Below are 17,133 nucleotides of genomic sequence, written 5' to 3'. Positions count from 1 at the left end.
TGACTGTAGTGATACTAACATGCTTATTGCCTTTATTTAATAAATACAGTTAGTTAACCGGTTTAATATAGTAAGGCGAATAAAAAAGCCGACCTTTAACAAAAAGCCGGCTTTCGATATAAAAGAGTTAATAGCTACACATTATCTTGTGCGGAGCTGCCCTTCTTGTCTGCATCAATTTTAGCATCGTAGTCTGGTTGATTTTCAGGAAGGTCTTTTACCTCATCAAACCATAAATCATGGTGCTCTTTCGCCCATGTTTCATCGACTTCACCAGTGATCATGCCATCCAGCCCCGCCTCCATACCAAACAAACCTATGTAGATATGGAAGATGAAACCACAAATCAGAATAAGTGCTGAGAACATATGGACAAGATTAGACAGTTCCATATCACGACGGGTTTGACCGAAAATTGGAAAATCTAACACAAACCCACTGACAGTGATAAACAGGCCAAAGAAAATCAACAACCAGAAGATCGCCTTTTCCCCACCATTGGAAAAACCAGCAGAAGGGTGTGAGCCTTTATGCTTTCCGACCATCCCCCCCATTTTCATAAACCATTTCATATCGACCATATTGAACACGCTCTTACGCCACCACTTCAGTAATACAGCCAACAAGAGAATGCCAAAAATTGGACCAATGTAGTTATGATACTGCTTCGCGGTGTAAATAACCCAGCCCCACAACTCTGTCGGTACGACAGGCTTGATAAAGTGCTTACCATATACAAGCGTTAAGCCACTAAATGCCAATGTTAAAAACGTAAACGCCATACTCCAATGGAGTGCACGATCCATCCGAGTCCAACGCTTAATCTTACGCCCCGTTTTAGGCTTGCTTAATTTAAGAGGGCCAACAACCACGTAAGTTAAAGCGACCATAGCTAAGCTACCAAAGATAGCAAGTGCCCCTAACGGAGACATCCACTTTTCTTTCAAAATGTACCATGTTTGCCCCGGAACACTGATAAGTACGCCGTGTTCCGGCGATTTTGACGTGGTGGTACCCTCCTGACCATCTTTAACCATACGCCAATAATCTGCACCAGCAAAAGCTGCGATCTCTTTACTCACCACAGACTCACCCAAGCGCTCCGTATTAGAGTTATCATTGGCTTCATTACTGGCAAATACTGATAGAGATAATGTCAGCATTAATACGGTTACCAGCATGCCAAACCAATGTTGAATTCGCTTAGTCATAAAACTCCCGACTGTTTCTTAACAGTTTCACTCAATCTAGCATTCAGCTTGCCATGGCAGACACATCGTTCACCATGACAAGCCAAACTTTTAGAGGCTAGCCTGCGATTAGCCAGCCCCTAGTCTTTGCAAGGCTTAGGCCTTGCGTTCTTTACCTGCGTCATAGGCAAGGTCGTCTGCATCAACATTTGCCCAGCCTGCTTCTTTCGCACCACGTGCGACCACTCGCTCTCGATAAATATCAGAGATTTTGGCTGCATCACCTGCAAGCAAGGCTTTGGTTGAACAGAGCGACGCACACATTGGTAGCTTCCCTTCAGCAATACGGTTAGCACCGTATTTTTGCTTCTCCTCAACTGAGCCAGGTTCTACACCAGGACCGCCTGCACAGAAAGTACATTTATCCATTTTTCCACGCTCAGCAAATGCGGTTTGCTTAGGAAACTGAGGCGCACCAAATGGACAAGCAAATAAGCAGTAGCCACAACCAATACAAAGGTCTTTATCGTGACGGACGATGCCATCTTCAGTTTGCTCGAAACAATCTGCAGGACATACGGCCATACAAGGCGCGTCACTACAGTGCATACAAGCAACAGAGATTGAATTTTCGTTTGGCTCACCATCGTTTAGTGTTACTACGCGACGGCGTTGAATGCCCCACTCCAAAGCATCATCATTTTCGTTCTTACAAGCTGTCACACAACCGTTGCACTCGATACAACGTTTAGAGTCACAAAGAAATTTCATACGTGCCATCTGAATGACTCCTTACGCTTTCGAAATCTTACAAAGGGTTACTTTCGTTTCCTGCATCTGAGTAACAGGATCATAACCATAGGTAGTTGCAATGTTTGCCGACTCACCAGATACATACGGTGCCGAGCCTTCAGGGTAGTTAGGACGTAAATCTTCGCCCTGGAACTTACCGCCGAAGTGGAATGGAATAAATGCCAAGCCCGGTTTTACACGACGTGTCACCATTGCCTTAACATGAATTCGACCTTTTTCTGCACCTTCAACCCAAACCATATCACCATCACGGAAACCTAGGTCATTCGCATCTTTCGGGTTCACTTCTACAAACATTTCTTGCTGAAGCTCTGCTAACCATGGGTTTGAACGGGTTTCGTCACCACCACCTTCGTACTCAACCAAACGGCCAGAAGTCAGTACAATTGGGTACTCACCCGACACGTCTTTGTCTTGAATAGATTTGTATAACGTTGGTAGACGGAACATTGCTTCACTGTCATTCCACGTTGGGTAATCTGTTACAAGGTCACGACGAGGTGTATATAGCGGCTCACGGTGAAGTGGAACAGCATCAGGGAATGTCCATACCACAGTTCGTGCTTTTGCGTTACCAAACGGAATACAACCATGTTTGATAGCAACGCGCTGGATACCGCCAGATAGATCTGTTTTCCAGTTTTTTCCTTCAGCCTGAGCTTTTTCTTCTGCGGTTAGATCATCCCACCAACCCAGTTGCTTAAGCATTTTGTCGCTGAATTCTGGATAACCGTCTTCTAGCTCACAGCCCAGTGAATAGCTGCCGTCAGCCAATAGGCTTTCGCCATTACGTTCAACCCCGAAGCGAGCACGGAAGTTACCGCCGCCCTGTGCAACAGTTTTCGACGTATCGTAAAGAATATGGGTACCAGGGTGCTTCATTTCTGCTGTACCCCAACATGGCCAAGGCAGACCATAGGTTTCACCATCAGCAACCCCACCTTCTGCTTCCAGCGAAGTCTTATGGAAGGTATGCCAGTTTTGCTGGTGCGCTTTCAAGCGTTCAGGGCTTTGACCGGTATAACCAATTGTCCACATACCCTTGTTAAACTCACGGGTGATGTCTTCTATCACGGGTTGGTTGTTTTCAACTTTAATGTGTTTAAACAGCTGATCCGCTAAACCTAGCTTCTGAGAAAGCAGGTACATAATTTCGTGATCAGGTTTAGATTCAAACAGCGGCTCAATAACCTGATCACGCCATTGAATTGAACGGTTAGTCGCCGTCACCGAACCCGTTGTTTCAAACTGCGTGGTTGCCGGTAATAGATAAACGTTATCTTTACGGCCATTCATTACTGCAGCAACACCTGGGTATGGGTCGACAATCACCATCATATCCAGCTTGCCCATTGCTGTACGCATTTCTGGACCACGGGTTTGAGAGTTAACCGCATGCCCCCAGTAGAACATCGCGCGGATATTATCGTTTTGTTCGATGTTTGCTTTGTCTTCTAATACGCCATCGATCCAACGCGATACAGGAATACCGGCATTGTTCATTGGTTTCTTACCGCGGTAATCAGCCTGATCAAAGCGACCTTTTAGCCACTCGTAATCGACATCCCACACTTTTGCCCAATGCTTCCAAGCACCTTCAGACAGACCGTAGTAACCAGGAAGATTATCAGACAACACACCAAAGTCAGTTGCACCCTGAACATTATCATGACCACGGAAGATGTTTGCACCACCGCCCGATTTACCCATGTTGCCAAGCGCAAGTTCAAGAATACAGTAAGCACGTGTATTGTTATTACCCGTGGTGTGCTGAGTACCACCCATACACCAAACAACACAACCAGGACGGTTTTCTGAAAGTAGTTTCGCCGTTTGATAAACATCTGCTTCTGGTACGCCAGATACTCGTTCAACTTCAGCCGGATTCCACTTCTCGACTTCTGCTCGAACTTCATCCATACCCCAAACACGCTGGCGAATAAATTCTTTATCTTCCCAGCCGTTTTTGAATATGTGGTATAGAACGCCCCAAACGAAGGCAACATCAGAACCTGGGCGCAATGACACGTAGTGATCTGACTTAGCAGCAGTACGGGTACGGCGCGGATCGGCAACTACAATTTTACAGCTGTTCTTCTCTTTCGCGATCAAGATATGCTGCATCGCTACTGGGTGGGCTTCTGCTGGGTTAGAACCAATAAACAGAATCGACTTACAGTTATGCATGTCGTTCAGTGAGTTGGTCATTGCACCGTAACCCCACGTGTTTGCTACACCTGCAACTGTTGTTGAGTGACAAATTCGTGCTTGGTGGTCAACGTTATTGGAGCCCCATAGCGACACCATTTTACGGAACAAATAAGCCTGTTCGTTGTTATGTTTAGCGGAACCAAGCCAGTAAACGGAATCTGGGCCCGACTCTTCACGAATTTTTAAGACCTGCTGGCTAACTTCATCCAGCGCCTGCTCCCAGCTTAGTTTTTTCCATTTGCCATCAACAAGCTTCATTGGGTATTTAATGCGACGCTCGCCGTGGCCATGTTCACGAAGCGCTGCGCCTTTTGCACAGTGTCCACCAGCATTAAAAGGGTGATCGAAAGCGGGTTCTTGACCAGTCCAGACACCTTCTTGTACTTCTGCGTAAATACCACAGCCCACAGAACAGTGAGAACAGATTGTACGCTTTACTTCCACCGGCGCTTTTGGATCAACGGCTTTCGCTTGCGCTTTTTTCATCATACTTGGTGCAAACATTGAAGCACCAGCCACACCACCAGCAGCTGCAAGTGATGTATTACGAATAAAGGAACGACGAGAAATACCTAGCTGGTTTTCGTCCTTGCTCACTTTGTCGGAACGTTTTGTCAGTTTCATTTATAGCTCCGCCTTACAAGGTTTCGTAGTAATCGCGAACATGCTTTGTTTCACGATAACCTGTTGTGTTTTCGCTCTTCTCTTCCGGCATTTCAACCCCAGCTTGAACAGCCGTCGTTGTACCAGCTGCAACAGCACCAGCAGCCACAGTCAGACCAATATTTTTTAATAACTGACGTCGGCCTTGATCAGGTTTTTTGTGCTCACTCATAAAAGCTTGCTCCTTTATTATCTTGCTTCCAGATCTGCTTAGGTTACTTAACAGTCGGAAGTCTATTATTTTGCTAAGTTTTTCGATTGTTCGAACGCAATAAGCCTTGTAAATAGCTGTATAGGGTTACGTCGTCACAAAAATCAATTAGGAAGATTTTAGTTCACTTCCACAAAACGCGTTTTCTCGATAGTCATGAATTGCAATAGCAATTCACCCACTGCGCTATAAAACACAGCATTCTTCGCTGATTTCAAATCTAGGCAGAAACGTTCAAACCACGTTGCGATATGGCGATTAAAGAAAGTGCGCTGTAAATGCAGATCACCGCCTTCCACCAGCATTGCCATCACTTCAAGCAATGCTGCAATGTGATCTTCAGGCTCTTTAACCGACTCATCACGCTGAAAGCCCAGCTGAGTTAAATCACGACGAAGGTTGGCAAGCGGCATTTCCATTAAAGACCCGGTTAAGTACCAAGATCCAAAAGGCACAATTTCACCTCGACCAATACCAATGAATAAATCTTGATATTCATCTTCTACCGCTAAAATTGTCGTCTTCTGTGCCGCTAACTTAAGCACAGGCCAAGCCGCTGCTATTGTCGTGGTATTGTGAACAGCGGTTTGCACACCGACGTCAAGATCAGAAAGCCAATCAAGAATTGATTGATCCGGAGCTTGACGTAAAAGCGTGGCAAGCATTGCGTAAATATCTACGCGAAGTGTGTCTTGTTGTGCTGACATTTCGGCTTGCTGAGTACTCATTTTTTGTTCCATTTCTTCGCCCTACACCTTCAACTGGCTTTCTGGATCATCGGTAATGGTGGTAAAAATATCTTTAACTCGACAATCTTCACACATCGATAATCGACGAATTGCATCACCCTGAAAATGAGAGTGACCTTGTAACTTTTCAGTTAACATTTTCACCATAGATGCAGGGGCAAATGGTTTCCCACAACTCGTGCAGCAAGCCGCTTCTTCTTCATGAACAACACGTGCAGTTTGTCGAGCTTCACTTTCCCAAGTTAAACCAGGCTTAAGTGAAATCACTTTTTCAGGACAAGCCTTTTCACACATGCCACATTGAACACAATCTTGCTCAATAAATAATAATCCTGGGCGATCACCAATGGCATGCAATGCCCGAGTTGGACAAACAGCCACACAGCTCATGCATAATGTGCAGTCATCCGTTTTACACTCGACAGATCCATATGGTGCATTTTCAGCAACATTCGAAAATGCTGGTTTCTCAGGAGCTTGAGCATAAAGCGCATCAAGTACAGTAAAGAGCTTTTCCCTCTTAGTACCCTCTAAACGATCATGACGCGCTAACAATGCAGCATTAAAACCTTTGAACGCCTCTGCTTCTGCAAAATCCAATAAAGTAATACGATCTGCTTCGTAGCCAAGTTCAGCTAGAAATGTTTGTGCAATAGTCAGTTCATCACCAAGAACACGATCGATAGTGTCTGGGATATAAGCGGTATTTGTAGCTAAAAGTACTTGATGCGCACCATATGCTAAGGCACTAAACCAAGTATCAATTCCAACTGTCGCTAGCTCTTCCAATGCAACCGGAATAACCGTTGTCGGTAATAAAGGCAAAGCATTGGCAACCGCAGTTTCATCCCGATTTCCAAATAGAAGCAAAGTTGGAGCCTCGCCTCCTTCCTCGAAATAACGTGTTAATAGGCGATAAACAAAATGCTGAGTATTATCAGGATCAGGTAATGCGTAACTAATCGCTTCTGTCGGACAAGCAGTTGCACAAGTACCAACGCCCTGACAAAGGTAAGGATTGATTTCAATAGAATGCCCAGTGCTTGATAAAGCGCCTGCTGGACATGCGTCAACACAACGATCACACCCACTAATGCCACGAGATGAATGGGCACATAAATCAGGATTTAAACGAAAGTACTTTGGTTTATCGAAGGTACCTAACATATCAGGCAATTCTTCAATCACATCTGCGAGTGTTGCTTTACCTGCACCAACGGCATAATAACCCGGAGCAGGAATTTCAACGGCAATCACACCCTCTACTGTCATATCTACCACAAGATCAAAACAGTCAGTACCAATTGCAACTTTTGCGAGGTTCGCTGTTGAAAGTGCATTCCCATCAACAGCACATGTCACATAAAAAGCCCCTAGGTATCCTTTAACTGTCACAGTCTGCGTGTAATATAGATTCGCACATGTTTGAGGTAATTCTGCTTTTTCAGTGGCAAGTAGGGTTACCGAATTCAATGCAGAAAACTGAGCTGCCATTGAGGTAATCGTATCTTCCGCCCCAATAATGACAACGTTACCCCGGCTCTCATAAGAAACCGTAGGGGGAATTAAATTAGACAGCTCAACCGTGCCATTAATTGCCGCTTGACGTGCTTTTCCATTATTACAAGTAAACTTACTATCAGATAATGCTTCGAGTGTACTATTTAACATTCTTATTCCTGTCTATTCGTCACCGCAAGTCAGTGCCGATTGAAGGTCATTTAGGTTATGAGCAATAACCGATCCAACTTTTCACGGAATAAAATGACCTATAAGGCGCTAAAGTCAGAAAGAGACAACTTGGCTAACACTGCAAGCGACAATTTGTCCCACACATTGCTGTATATTGCGCCAATTTGTCCCGATGATTTTTAAGGGTATTATTCCCTTTTTGTCTCAATTATCATTTGTTGTCAGTGCACCGCTCGATGAAGAGTTAGTCTGTGTTATAGCTAGTGCATCCGCACCATTACCGAATAGTGATGCCTCAACCATTTTGTATTTATCATCATCGTAATGCGTTAACGTATCAGGTAATTCAACACCTGATTCAATCTGATCAATGTCATAATTTGCTACTGCTGGTTCAGCACCGCTTGCGTCTGTTAGCAGTTCATCGACTTTTTCTGCTGCTTCATTTACCCAATGGCGAAGTTGTTTGGTGACATTAGAATCAAGTGTTGGGATATTAGAAAAATCTTCAGTGTGATCATCCATATCACTAACATAGTTAAATTCATCTGAATGAAATAGCTTACGTAATGCAGCCTTCTTAACTGATCTTTCAACACCTTCTTTCATAAAAGACGTCACACCAGAATCAAAACTGACTCTTGCCACATCAGCAAATGTCAGTTGCGACTCTTCGTTCTTTCGGCCACCTTCTTCACTAACAGCCAATGAACTTGAAGATGAATCGTCAGAATGCCCTATGCCAGCCTCTTCATCGTTGCTATGACACAGCGGTTCAGCCGTTTGAGTTATCGCTTCATCCGTAGAAGATGCTGTTGATAGAGCATCAACATCATGATTTCCTGTGGCTTTTTCTTCCTTAGCCTTAAGTTTCCTTGTTGACCAACGCTGAAGAAAATTAGTTGCCACTTGAACGCCCTTTTTTCTCTTTACGTTTATCTTTACAACGCTTGCCACGAAATTCGATAAGCTCGCCATGACGACCGATAAACGCTTCCATCCAAGCCTGAACTTGTAGCGGTGCTTTAATGTGAAGCACTTGGTAATCCCCATCCATGTAGCTACCAGCGACACTCTGTGCCGCCGTGACTAATAATGGCGAAAGCTGTTCATTTTCTTCTTCACATACAAAAAATAGGTGCGGGTCTTGCGAGCTCAAGTTAAAGCGGTAATCAGTACGTTCATCACGATATAGCTCTAGTGCAAGCAAATGCCCGTTGTTAGTCTGAACGAGCTGATCTTTTTTTTCTTGGTCGTAAAGACAAACGTCTTCAATAGACCAAGATAGTGTCGACCAACGACCAATTTGCTTTTCTTCAGACACCAAGCGGAAGGCAATAGGCCAAATAGATTCATCTTTATGTAGTTCTGGCACTTTCTCTCCTTAAACCGTTATGCTCATCTGATACTGGATTTCAGTCATACAAGGCAAAGATTAGGCCAACTATGCAAAATCAATCCTTTAGCCTTTATTAGCTGTACTCTGTTATCTTTTTCACCTACTAATTAATTTTGCCTACAATCAGTAATAAATGAACGATGCTTGATTTAACGCTTTAATATCCTGCATACACCCATTTAGAATAATGACTTATGCATTATTGAGAATAGACCGACTCTATAGGTTCGCGAACGCAAGAATGAGATAACATTTCGCTATTTGCCTATAGAACATCGGGACAAAATCTCTTACCTTCGATTTGTATTTGAAACAGCAGGAATTTTTGATGAGCACACTGCCAAAAATCATAAAAACCAACTCATCGGTTAAACAAACCATGACCGTTCACGTTATGGATGAATATGGCGACATGATGGAAAAAGAAATTGCCTGCGAGCATCCTTTAACGGTTTATCTAAATTGGGTTGAAGTCGTTACGCTAATGACACTGGGCGAACGCCCCTCTGCACTCGTCTTGGGCTATTTAAAGAACCAAGGGTTTATTGAAAATATCGATGCCATTGAATCAGTGATCATAGATTGGGAAACCAACTCAGCAGCCGTCATTACCAAAGAAAACACATCAGGTCTTGCTAAACAGCTGGAAAAGAAAACCGTTACCTCTGGCTGTGGCCAAGGCACCATGTTTGGCAATGTAATGAAGAAATTAGAAAATGTGACTCTGCCGCAACCCTCTATTTCACAATCAACGTTATATGGCTTACTTGAATCGCTTACCCATCATAATGAAACCTATAAAGCTGCCGGTGCTGTTCATGGTTGCGCAGTATGTAAAGACACCAACATCTTATCGTTTGTTGAAGATGTTGGCCGCCATAACGCGGTAGACACGCTTGCTGGTGAAATGTGGCTAAAAGGTGAAACTGGCGAAGACAAAATTTTTTACACCACAGGCCGCCTGACCTCTGAAATGGTCATTAAAGTCGCGCAAATGGGGATTCCAGTGCTACTGTCTCGCTCTGGTGCGACACAAATGGGTTACGATTTAGCACAGAAGCTTGGCATAACCATGATTGCCCGTGCCAAAGGTCATCGCTTCCAAGTCTATAGCGGGAAAGAGAACCTTATCCTCGATGTAAAAGGTGAGCGTTAAACGCTAAAAGAATAAACTGCCACCATTAAAAAGCCCCTGCATTGTTAGCGGGGCTTTTCTTTACCCCCTACTTTCTATTTATCGCTTATAGTCTTTATAACGTTATTTTCTTTAACTCTACATTCTGATCGTTCAAAGCTACTTTTTGTACAAATAGAGATGAAAACTTTAAGTGCTAAGTAAGGAAATATGTCGCACTCAAGGCTTTGTTCAATGAGTCTATTATACAATCTATTACGTTTTTATGACAACAATTATGTAAACACTCAATAAAGCACCCTCACAGGTTCATGCCCAGCCTTATGTAAATTCGCATTACCTGATGCCACACTTTGCAATCACTTATGAAACATCTATCGATTAAATACTCGTGAATATGCAATCAAAATAAGCGAAGCACCAACCCTCCATCATTATTTAAGATGCAAACACCTTACCCTAAGTTTTCAAATAATCATTATTTACAACTACTCGAGAAAAAGCCTTGAGCATGTTAACAACTTGTTACCCTGACACCTGTAAAATTGACGATATTTATCACTGGTCGGATGTGAATTATGAAATCTGCTCGTAGATTATGTGAGCTATTACTCTAAATTTAGATATTCCCTGATAGAATAGTGATCTATCACTCATTTCACTGGCTTTCCCTTTGAGCAATTGTGCCACTAAGTGCACACTATTTTCAGTCGTCTGACCAGTAAATTACTCTGCAGTATAACAGGTCATCCGATCAGTAAATTACTCTGCTATTGAATGTTAAAATAATAACCGCGAAGGAGTGGTGATGAATTATTTCATAACCGGCGCAACTGGATTTATCGGTTCACAGTTACTACAACGTCTGGCAAAACGTCCTGGTGAAATCTACATCTTGTCTTATGATCAAATGTCAAACGACAGGCTGGCTGCGCTCATTGAAAAACACAACTTACCTAAGAATAAATTCCATTCTATTAAGGGTTCTATCACTGAAAAGAACCTAGGTATTTCCGCTGAAGATACAAAATCACTGACTGGGAAAATTGATCAATTCTTCCACCTTGCAGCTATATATGATTTGCAAGCTGATGAAGAAGATATGATGCGTGCCAATATTGAAGGTACCGATAATACACTTCGATTTGCAGAACGTATCAATGCGGGCTGCTTCCACTACTTCAGTTCAATTGCTGTTGCAGGCCAATACCGTGGTTGGTTCCGCGAAGACATGCTTAACGAGGCGACAGGCCTTGATCATGCGTATTTCTCAACCAAGCATAATGCTGAGAAGTTAGTTCAAGAGAGCGCAACAATCCCATGGCGTGCTTACCGCCCTGGCATTGTGATCGGTGATTCAAAAACTGGTGAAGCCGATCGCGTTGACGGCCCTTACTACTTCTTCAAAGTTATTCAAAAAATCCGCCGTGCGCTTCCTGAATGGGCGCCACTCATCGGACTTGAAGGTGGTCGCTTAAATCTTGTTCCGGTTGACTATGTCGCCGATGCCATTGACCATATTTCCCATAAAGAAAACCTTGATAATCAATGCTTCCACATTGTTGACCCAGATCCTTACCGTGCTGGCGAAGTCATCAACATGTTTGCAGAAGCAGGCCACGCACCTCGTATGGCAATGCGCCTTGATATGCGTGTATTCCGCATGGTGCCATCACACTTCTGGGGACAACTAGGCCAAATTCCAGTACTGAAACGCTTTATTGATGCCATCAGTACTGAAATGGATGTACCAAAAGACGCAATGGGTTATTTCAATGCCCCTACCCAGTTTGATTGCTCAAACACATTAAGCGCTCTTGAAGACAGCAGCATCTCTTGCCCTCGCTTACCAGACTACGCAGGTAATATTTGGGATTACTGGGAACGTAACCTCGATCCTGAGCTACACGTCGAAAGAACACTTCAAGGCCGAGTGAATGGCAAAGTCGTTGTTATAACAGGTGCTTCTTCTGGTATCGGCCACACCACCGCGATTAAGTTAGCGTCAACTAAAGCCCGTTTGGTTCTCGTTGCTCGTGACCTAGAGCGCTTACAACAAACTCGCAATGATATTGAACGCCTTGGTGGTACTGCCTTTATCTACCAGTGTGACTTGAGCCAAGATGAGCCAAGCAAAGCTGTTATTGAACAAATTAAGAAAGACCACGGTAAAGTCGATATTCTTATCAACAATGCTGGTCGCTCTATCCGTCGCTCTGTAGAAAAAGCAACTGACCGTCTACATGACTACGAACGTACAATGCAAATCAACTACTTTGGCTCACTTCGTATGATCCTTGGTAACTTGCCTGAGATGATTGAAGCGGGCGAAGGCCATATCATCAACATTTCGTCTATCGCTGTGTTGACTAACCAACCGTTGTTCTCTGCTTACGCCGCATCTAAATCGGCGCTGGATAGCTTTACACGTACTGCCAGTATCGAGCTAGGCAGCCAAGGGATCAACTTTACGACCATTAACATGCCGTTAGTTGAAACTCGCATGATTTCTGATCACTATCGCGAAGCTGAAGGCGGTATTCCGCTATTGAGCCCTGAAGAAGCAGCGGATCTCATCATCAAGGCGATTATCGAAAAGCCGAAACGTATTGCGACCAAGTTGGGTCTGTTGGGTGCCTTCATCCACGGTGTCTATCCGAAAATGGGTGAATTGCTAATGGCTACGGGTTACAACCCTAACCACGGCAAAGAGCTAGAAGAATCAGATAGCAGCGAAAAGAAAAAACCAACTGCAGATGTTGTGGCATTAAATAGCCTCATGCGCGAAATTCACATGTAAGGGTAGAATATGCAAGTCTCCGTAATTCATGATTACAAAGAAAACTTAGATACTCTACTGCGTTACTTCAGTGAAGAAGAGCTGATTGTTGAAAAATACCAGCAGCTTGGCGCCAAGAATGTACGTGTAACTAAGATTGCTGAAACTGATGATGGCTTTATCGTTGAAACGCAGCGTGAAATGCCAGCAAATGTGCCAGGTGTATTGAAGAGCCTGCTGGGTAGCCATAACGTTATTAAACAATCTGAAACTTGGCATTGGCAAGAAAACGACCAGCTACTGTGTAAGCTGAACGTTGAAATTATTGGAGTACCAGCCTTCATTAGTGGCCAGATGATGTTTAGCGAACCTGCCGACAGAAATGGCATTGCGACGCAGAATAACGTGTCTATGGACGTGACATCATCAATACCGCTTGTTGGTAGTACCCTTGTCTCATTCATCTGTAATGATATGAAAGCGCAAATGGATGGCGAATACGATTTCTTATGTCGTGCTTTACCGCAGCTTGTGACTGAAGAATAACAGCATGATCACTGATACCGTCAATCGAACTGCTTAGCGGTTTGATTGACGGTTATCATGTAAAGACAAGGAAAGGACTATGAAAACCAAAGATAGGATTTTATCGGTCAGTCTTGAACTGTTTAACCGTGATGGTGTTGCTCAAGTCAGCACGTTAATTATTGCAACTGAAATGGGGATTAGCCCTGGTAACTTGTATTACCATTTTAGAGGCAAAGAAGAGATCATATCGACGTTAGTCGCTGAACTTCAAAACTCGATGACAACAATCAGTAATGAATATGTAAAACAAGTCAAAGACTTTGATGACTACTGGCCATTTATGCATACTGGTATGGCCTTGTTTACCCATTACCGATTTTTGTTCCGTAATCTTGACAACCTCAATGGCCAAAATCCGCTGCTTAAACGGAAAATTAAAACATTAATATTAAAATTCCGTCACTTAATCCTCGATATGCTGACCCACTTAGTTGATCTTGGCAAACTCAAGTGTGACAAAGAAACGTTGCCATTGTTAGCTGATAACTTGCTGTTAGTGAGTTTAAATTGGTTAAATTACCAAACTCTTCTTGATGGTAAGTACAGCGAGAGCGACCTTGTTCGAGCTGGCGTGTTAAGGCTAATTTCAATGGTAGAGCCCTACCTAACAGAAAGTGCTGAGTCCCCTTTCTATACCCATCAAGACTTGCTTGATGAGCTGGTTAGCTAGCTTTACCTACCAAGAACAAGTTTTAAAACCAAGGTTTCGGCCTTGGTTTTTTATTAGTGGCACACCGACTAACTACACTTGATTTAGGCATAGGTATATTAAGGCTCTGATAATGTCAAAACATGTGTTGACCATCTTCTATGATGGCGCCTGCCCGAGTTGCATCAAAGATCGCGATTGGTTTGAACGAAGGCTGGGGAAGCAAAGTAATGTGCGTTGGTGTGACATTACAGGCAAAGAAGACTATTTAAAGTCAATAGGAATAGACCCTTACTGGGCTGTTAAAGAATTGCATGTCCAGCATGAAAACGGTTTTATTTATAAAGAGCTTGATGCCTATATTCTATTATTAAAGCAAGTTTGGTACCTGCGTCCGCTGGCCTGGTTAATGAGCATTCCATTGATAAAAAAACGATTATCCCGGCGATACCGAAAAGCGGTTGATCTACGCCTCGAACAACAAGGTAGAACGTCTAAACGTTAGTTTAAATCCACACCACCCTATCATTCATCGATAGCTCGCTCACAACCCACTTGTACTGGCTCTATTTAACTAACTTGCTTTCTTAACAACGCCCTTTGCACGCTTAAATTGCTCAGTTATAAAACCCACCATCAACTTTCGTGCTTCTCGTGCTTCGCTGAGCTGTTGGAACAACGGATAAACATGAGGTACACCCTTGACGATATGGATGGTGACATCATTGCCAGCCTCACCCATGCGTTCAGCAAGGTGAATCGAGTCGTCCATCAAAAGCTCTTCTGTACCAGCGGTGATAAAGACAGGCGGCAAGTCATGGTGATCGGCATAGTATGGTGAGATATCAGGGTCACAGGGATTCTGCGTTCCGATATAATTGTTTCTCATTAACAATAAGGTACTGAGATCAAAGAAGGGATCATCTTTACACTTTTTAAATGCTGACTCGCCCGTTACTGCCATATCAGAAACCGGTGACATCATTATCGCCCCTGCTGGCAATGGTAGGTTAGCATCCCGGAGTCGCAACATGGTTGTCAGAGCGAGATTGCCACCAGCAGAATCACCAGCTAAAAAGATTTGATGCGGTTGGTAACCTTTTACCAGTAGAGACTGGTACACAGCGAAACAATCATCAGGCGCGGCAGGATAACGATGCTCAGGCGCAAGGCGATAGTTCACCATTAAACCACGTGATTTGGTTTGATTTGCAAGGCGAGCAAGAAAGGCATTGTGAATTTTGGGACTATGAAAACAAAAGCCTCCACCATGAAAGTAGAGAATAATTTTATTTCCACTGCTGTTGGGCATATTTACCCATTGGCATGGCACATCTGCGAAATTAGCGGGAATCACCTCCATACCTTTAGGTGAAGCAATGAAAGGTCCATAATTATCAACAGATAAGATCAGGTCTCGCATCTCTTCTGTCGAATTACAATTTGCTAGCCGCTGCCTCATGATTCGGAATAAAACCTTGTTAAAAGCCCTATTTCGCCAACTTTCCATATACGCCACCTTTGTTACATATCTTTTACAAAGTTAGAGTTAAATAACMCATTTGGTCAATATTTGGCATTAAATGATCGACTAATTACTCAGAATACTGCTTAAATTTCTGTCAATTATGACAAACACTGCTGTTTTATTCTGCTGACACTCACTCTTCACTTTGTAAGTAGTTCGTGATATAACAAAAAAGTTGCGCGTGCATGGCCCACGCGCAACCTAAAAAGCATTGTCATCAGCAGACTGGGTTTGTGATAACAACGCCAACAGGGTTACTTATCGTCTGGCTGGCTATAAACGTAACCCTGCATTGGCAGTTACTCTGCTTCTGCCAATTTCTCGACCGCGTAAGTTAGCTTATCGATTTTCTCATCCATACGTTCTAACTTTTCACGGTCTACGCCACTTAAGCGGTAGAACAAGTCATTCATACCTGCTTCCACTTCTTCTGTGGCTTTTTCTGTGTTTTTACCAATGCATTCTTTTGCTTGGATTTCAACTTCTTTACCGCGCTCAACAAGATCGTCAAATGCTTGGTTTGATTTCTCATTAATTTGTTGCGCTTCTTCAAGGCTACGGCTGTAAAGACCTAGACCAGCTAACCAAATGTTGCGCGCAACGCCTTCACCGCTTTCTACGACATTTTTAGCCGCTTTTACTACTGTATTATCACTCATAATCATTTCCCCCTGCGTTAATACGCTGGATTAAAGTATCTAATTACTATCATTGGTCGTTGACCGGTAAGTCACTTAAACCACTGCTGGCTTAACGCTATCCACTGCTTTTTCAACGTCTTTTTTTACATCCGTAACAGGTTTAGCTGCTACGTTTTGTGGCTTTACCGGCGCTTCTGTCTCTTTCTTCACTTCATCAACTTTCGCAACTACAGGCTCAGCTGCTTTTACTGTTTTACGGCGAGCAACACTTGGCTTTTTAGCGGCTGCTGGCTTATCTTCAGCTTTAACTGCGCGTGAGCGAGTTACTTTTTTTGCAGGTGTTTGCTTTTCAGCTTGTTGACGCTCAAGAAGTGCTTCAATGTTCGCTGTTAATTGATCAATCTTGTCGTCAACACGATCAAGACGCTCATTATCAACACCAATAAACTTTTGCACCATGTTGTGCATACGTTCTTCAATCGCAACTGAAGTTTGGCTGCGTGCAGTGTGCACTTTCTCTTTTGTTTTTGATTCAACAGCGCGGCCGCGCTCAATTAACTCATCAAACAAACTTTTGCTTTTATCAGAAAGTTGGTTCACTTCTTCTGCGCTTTTTGCATAAGCACCTAGACCAGCTAACCAAATGTTGTATACCATTGCGTCACGAATCTGCTCTTTTTTTGATTCTGCCGCAGTCTCTTTAAATAGACCCATCAGTGTGCCCTCCATACTAATTGCAACTGTGCCAGCCATTGGCTCTTGCCTGACTGCTTAACTACAATTTACGAATTTCAATTAGAATGTTCTCCCTAAAACAACAATTTATCGTTAAAAGATTCATTCAGGCTTGGAAGTACAGAAGCGATACCTAAAAAAGATATTCAG

General features: G+C 43.3%; 16 protein-coding genes. 5 read left to right on the top strand and 11 right to left on the bottom strand.

Annotated features, from left to right (window positions below):
- Window positions 1-134 precede the first annotated feature (134 nt).
- The 8 genes from L4D78_RS20015 to L4D78_RS19980 all read right to left on the bottom strand — a co-directional run bounded on the left by L4D78_RS20015 (window position 135) and on the right by L4D78_RS19980 (window position 8,904).
- Window positions 135-1,211 (bottom strand): formate dehydrogenase subunit gamma, encoded by a 1,077-nt coding sequence (locus L4D78_RS20015; RefSeq protein WP_428468569.1) that lies wholly within the window; start codon window positions 1,209-1,211, stop codon window positions 135-137.
- A gap of 135 nt (window positions 1,212-1,346) precedes the next feature.
- A complete protein-coding gene (fdh3B, locus tag L4D78_RS20010) occupies window positions 1,347-1,970 on the bottom strand; it encodes a formate dehydrogenase FDH3 subunit beta (protein ID WP_428468568.1) in 624 nt (207 codons plus the stop codon).
- 12 nt (window positions 1,971-1,982) lie between these two features.
- The gene (locus L4D78_RS20005) at window positions 1,983-4,838 is read right to left on the bottom strand and encodes a formate dehydrogenase subunit alpha (protein ID WP_428468567.1); all 2,856 of its coding nucleotides are present in this window, start codon (window positions 4,836-4,838) and stop codon (window positions 1,983-1,985) included.
- A 13-nt stretch (window positions 4,839-4,851) separates the two neighbouring features.
- Window positions 4,852-5,049, bottom strand: coding sequence for a formate dehydrogenase subunit or accessory protein (locus tag L4D78_RS20000; RefSeq protein ID WP_428468566.1), 198 nt, complete (start codon window positions 5,047-5,049; stop codon window positions 4,852-4,854).
- A gap of 158 nt (window positions 5,050-5,207) precedes the next feature.
- Window positions 5,208-5,816, bottom strand: coding sequence for a TorD/DmsD family molecular chaperone (locus tag L4D78_RS19995; protein WP_428468565.1), 609 nt, complete (start codon window positions 5,814-5,816; stop codon window positions 5,208-5,210).
- A 21-nt stretch (window positions 5,817-5,837) separates the two neighbouring features.
- Window positions 5,838-7,508, bottom strand: coding sequence for a 4Fe-4S binding protein (locus L4D78_RS19990; RefSeq protein ID WP_428468564.1), 1,671 nt, complete (start codon window positions 7,506-7,508; stop codon window positions 5,838-5,840).
- 225 nt (window positions 7,509-7,733) lie between these two features.
- Window positions 7,734-8,438 carry a DUF3306 domain-containing protein gene (locus L4D78_RS19985; protein ID WP_428468563.1) on the bottom strand — a complete coding sequence of 235 codons (705 nt, stop codon included), beginning with the start codon at window positions 8,436-8,438 and terminating at the stop codon, window positions 7,734-7,736.
- Window positions 8,428-8,904, bottom strand: a complete 477-nt coding sequence (locus tag L4D78_RS19980; protein ID WP_428468562.1) for a DUF3305 domain-containing protein — start codon at window positions 8,902-8,904, stop codon at window positions 8,428-8,430. Before L4D78_RS19980 ends, L4D78_RS19985 begins: the two co-directional genes overlap by 11 nt.
- A 352-nt stretch (window positions 8,905-9,256) precedes the next feature.
- On the opposite strand from L4D78_RS19980, the gene fdhD reads away from it, so the two are divergent.
- From fdhD to L4D78_RS19955, 5 genes are all read left to right on the top strand, one after another.
- Window positions 9,257-10,084: a formate dehydrogenase accessory sulfurtransferase FdhD gene (gene fdhD, locus L4D78_RS19975; RefSeq protein WP_428468561.1), complete on the top strand. Its 828-nt coding sequence runs from the start codon at window positions 9,257-9,259 to the stop codon at window positions 10,082-10,084.
- 787 nt (window positions 10,085-10,871) lie between these two features.
- Window positions 10,872-12,863 carry an SDR family oxidoreductase gene (locus tag L4D78_RS19970; protein WP_428468560.1) on the top strand — a complete coding sequence of 664 codons (1,992 nt, stop codon included), beginning with the start codon at window positions 10,872-10,874 and terminating at the stop codon, window positions 12,861-12,863.
- Between the two features lie 9 nt (window positions 12,864-12,872).
- Entirely contained in the window at window positions 12,873-13,388 is a 516-nt protein-coding gene (locus L4D78_RS19965; RefSeq protein ID WP_428468559.1) for a DUF2505 domain-containing protein, read from the top strand.
- Between the two features lie 79 nt (window positions 13,389-13,467).
- The gene (locus L4D78_RS19960; RefSeq protein ID WP_428468558.1) at window positions 13,468-14,100 is read left to right on the top strand and encodes a TetR/AcrR family transcriptional regulator; all 633 of its coding nucleotides are present in this window, start codon (window positions 13,468-13,470) and stop codon (window positions 14,098-14,100) included.
- 112 nt (window positions 14,101-14,212) lie between these two features.
- The gene (locus L4D78_RS19955) at window positions 14,213-14,584 is read left to right on the top strand and encodes a thiol-disulfide oxidoreductase DCC family protein (RefSeq protein ID WP_428468557.1); all 372 of its coding nucleotides are present in this window, start codon (window positions 14,213-14,215) and stop codon (window positions 14,582-14,584) included.
- A gap of 69 nt (window positions 14,585-14,653) precedes the next feature.
- Here L4D78_RS19955 and L4D78_RS19950 read toward each other — a convergent pair whose 3' ends face one another.
- The 3 genes from L4D78_RS19950 to L4D78_RS19940 form a co-directional block, all read right to left on the bottom strand.
- Entirely contained in the window at window positions 14,654-15,589 is a 936-nt protein-coding gene (locus L4D78_RS19950) for an alpha/beta hydrolase (RefSeq protein ID WP_428468556.1), read from the bottom strand.
- A gap of 317 nt (window positions 15,590-15,906) precedes the next feature.
- Complete coding sequence (locus tag L4D78_RS19945) at window positions 15,907-16,266, bottom strand: phasin family protein (protein ID WP_428458935.1); 360 nt, start codon at window positions 16,264-16,266, stop codon at window positions 15,907-15,909.
- Between the two features lie 75 nt (window positions 16,267-16,341).
- Complete coding sequence (locus L4D78_RS19940; RefSeq protein ID WP_428468555.1) at window positions 16,342-17,001, bottom strand: phasin-related domain-containing protein; 660 nt, start codon at window positions 16,999-17,001, stop codon at window positions 16,342-16,344.
- Window positions 17,002-17,133 lie beyond the last annotated feature (132 nt).

Source organism: Photobacterium minamisatsumaniensis, assembly GCF_050336695.1.
In the GTDB taxonomy this organism is placed as follows: Bacteria; Pseudomonadota; Gammaproteobacteria; order Enterobacterales; family Vibrionaceae; genus Photobacterium; species Photobacterium minamisatsumaniensis.
This window is presented reverse-complemented; position numbering and strand designations above follow the sequence as displayed.

Excerpts from the sequence above, each read along its gene's own strand:
- L4D78_RS19970 (WP_428468560.1), top strand. The coding sequence starts at position 10,872 with ATGAATTATTTCATAACCGGCGCAACTGGATTTATCGGTTCACAGTTA.
- L4D78_RS19995 (WP_428468565.1), bottom strand. The coding sequence starts at position 5,816 with ATGAGTACTCAGCAAGCCGAAATGTCAGCACAACAAGACACACTTCGC.
- L4D78_RS19960 (WP_428468558.1), top strand. The coding sequence starts at position 13,468 with ATGAAAACCAAAGATAGGATTTTATCGGTCAGTCTTGAACTGTTTAAC.
- fdh3B (WP_428468568.1), bottom strand. The coding sequence starts at position 1,970 with ATGGCACGTATGAAATTTCTTTGTGACTCTAAACGTTGTATCGAGTGC.
- L4D78_RS19965 (WP_428468559.1), top strand. The coding sequence starts at position 12,873 with ATGCAAGTCTCCGTAATTCATGATTACAAAGAAAACTTAGATACTCTA.
- L4D78_RS20015 (WP_428468569.1), bottom strand. The coding sequence starts at position 1,211 with ATGACTAAGCGAATTCAACATTGGTTTGGCATGCTGGTAACCGTATTA.
- L4D78_RS19950 (WP_428468556.1), bottom strand. The coding sequence starts at position 15,589 with ATGGAAAGTTGGCGAAATAGGGCTTTTAACAAGGTTTTATTCCGAATC.
- fdhD (WP_428468561.1), top strand. The coding sequence starts at position 9,257 with ATGAGCACACTGCCAAAAATCATAAAAACCAACTCATCGGTTAAACAA.
- L4D78_RS19945 (WP_428458935.1), bottom strand. The coding sequence starts at position 16,266 with ATGAGTGATAATACAGTAGTAAAAGCGGCTAAAAATGTCGTAGAAAGC.
- L4D78_RS20005 (WP_428468567.1), bottom strand. The coding sequence starts at position 4,838 with ATGAAACTGACAAAACGTTCCGACAAAGTGAGCAAGGACGAAAACCAG.
- L4D78_RS19990 (WP_428468564.1), bottom strand. The coding sequence starts at position 7,508 with ATGTTAAATAGTACACTCGAAGCATTATCTGATAGTAAGTTTACTTGT.
- L4D78_RS19955 (WP_428468557.1), top strand. The coding sequence starts at position 14,213 with ATGTCAAAACATGTGTTGACCATCTTCTATGATGGCGCCTGCCCGAGT.
- L4D78_RS19940 (WP_428468555.1), bottom strand. The coding sequence starts at position 17,001 with ATGGCTGGCACAGTTGCAATTAGTATGGAGGGCACACTGATGGGTCTA.
- L4D78_RS20000 (WP_428468566.1), bottom strand. The coding sequence starts at position 5,049 with ATGAGTGAGCACAAAAAACCTGATCAAGGCCGACGTCAGTTATTAAAA.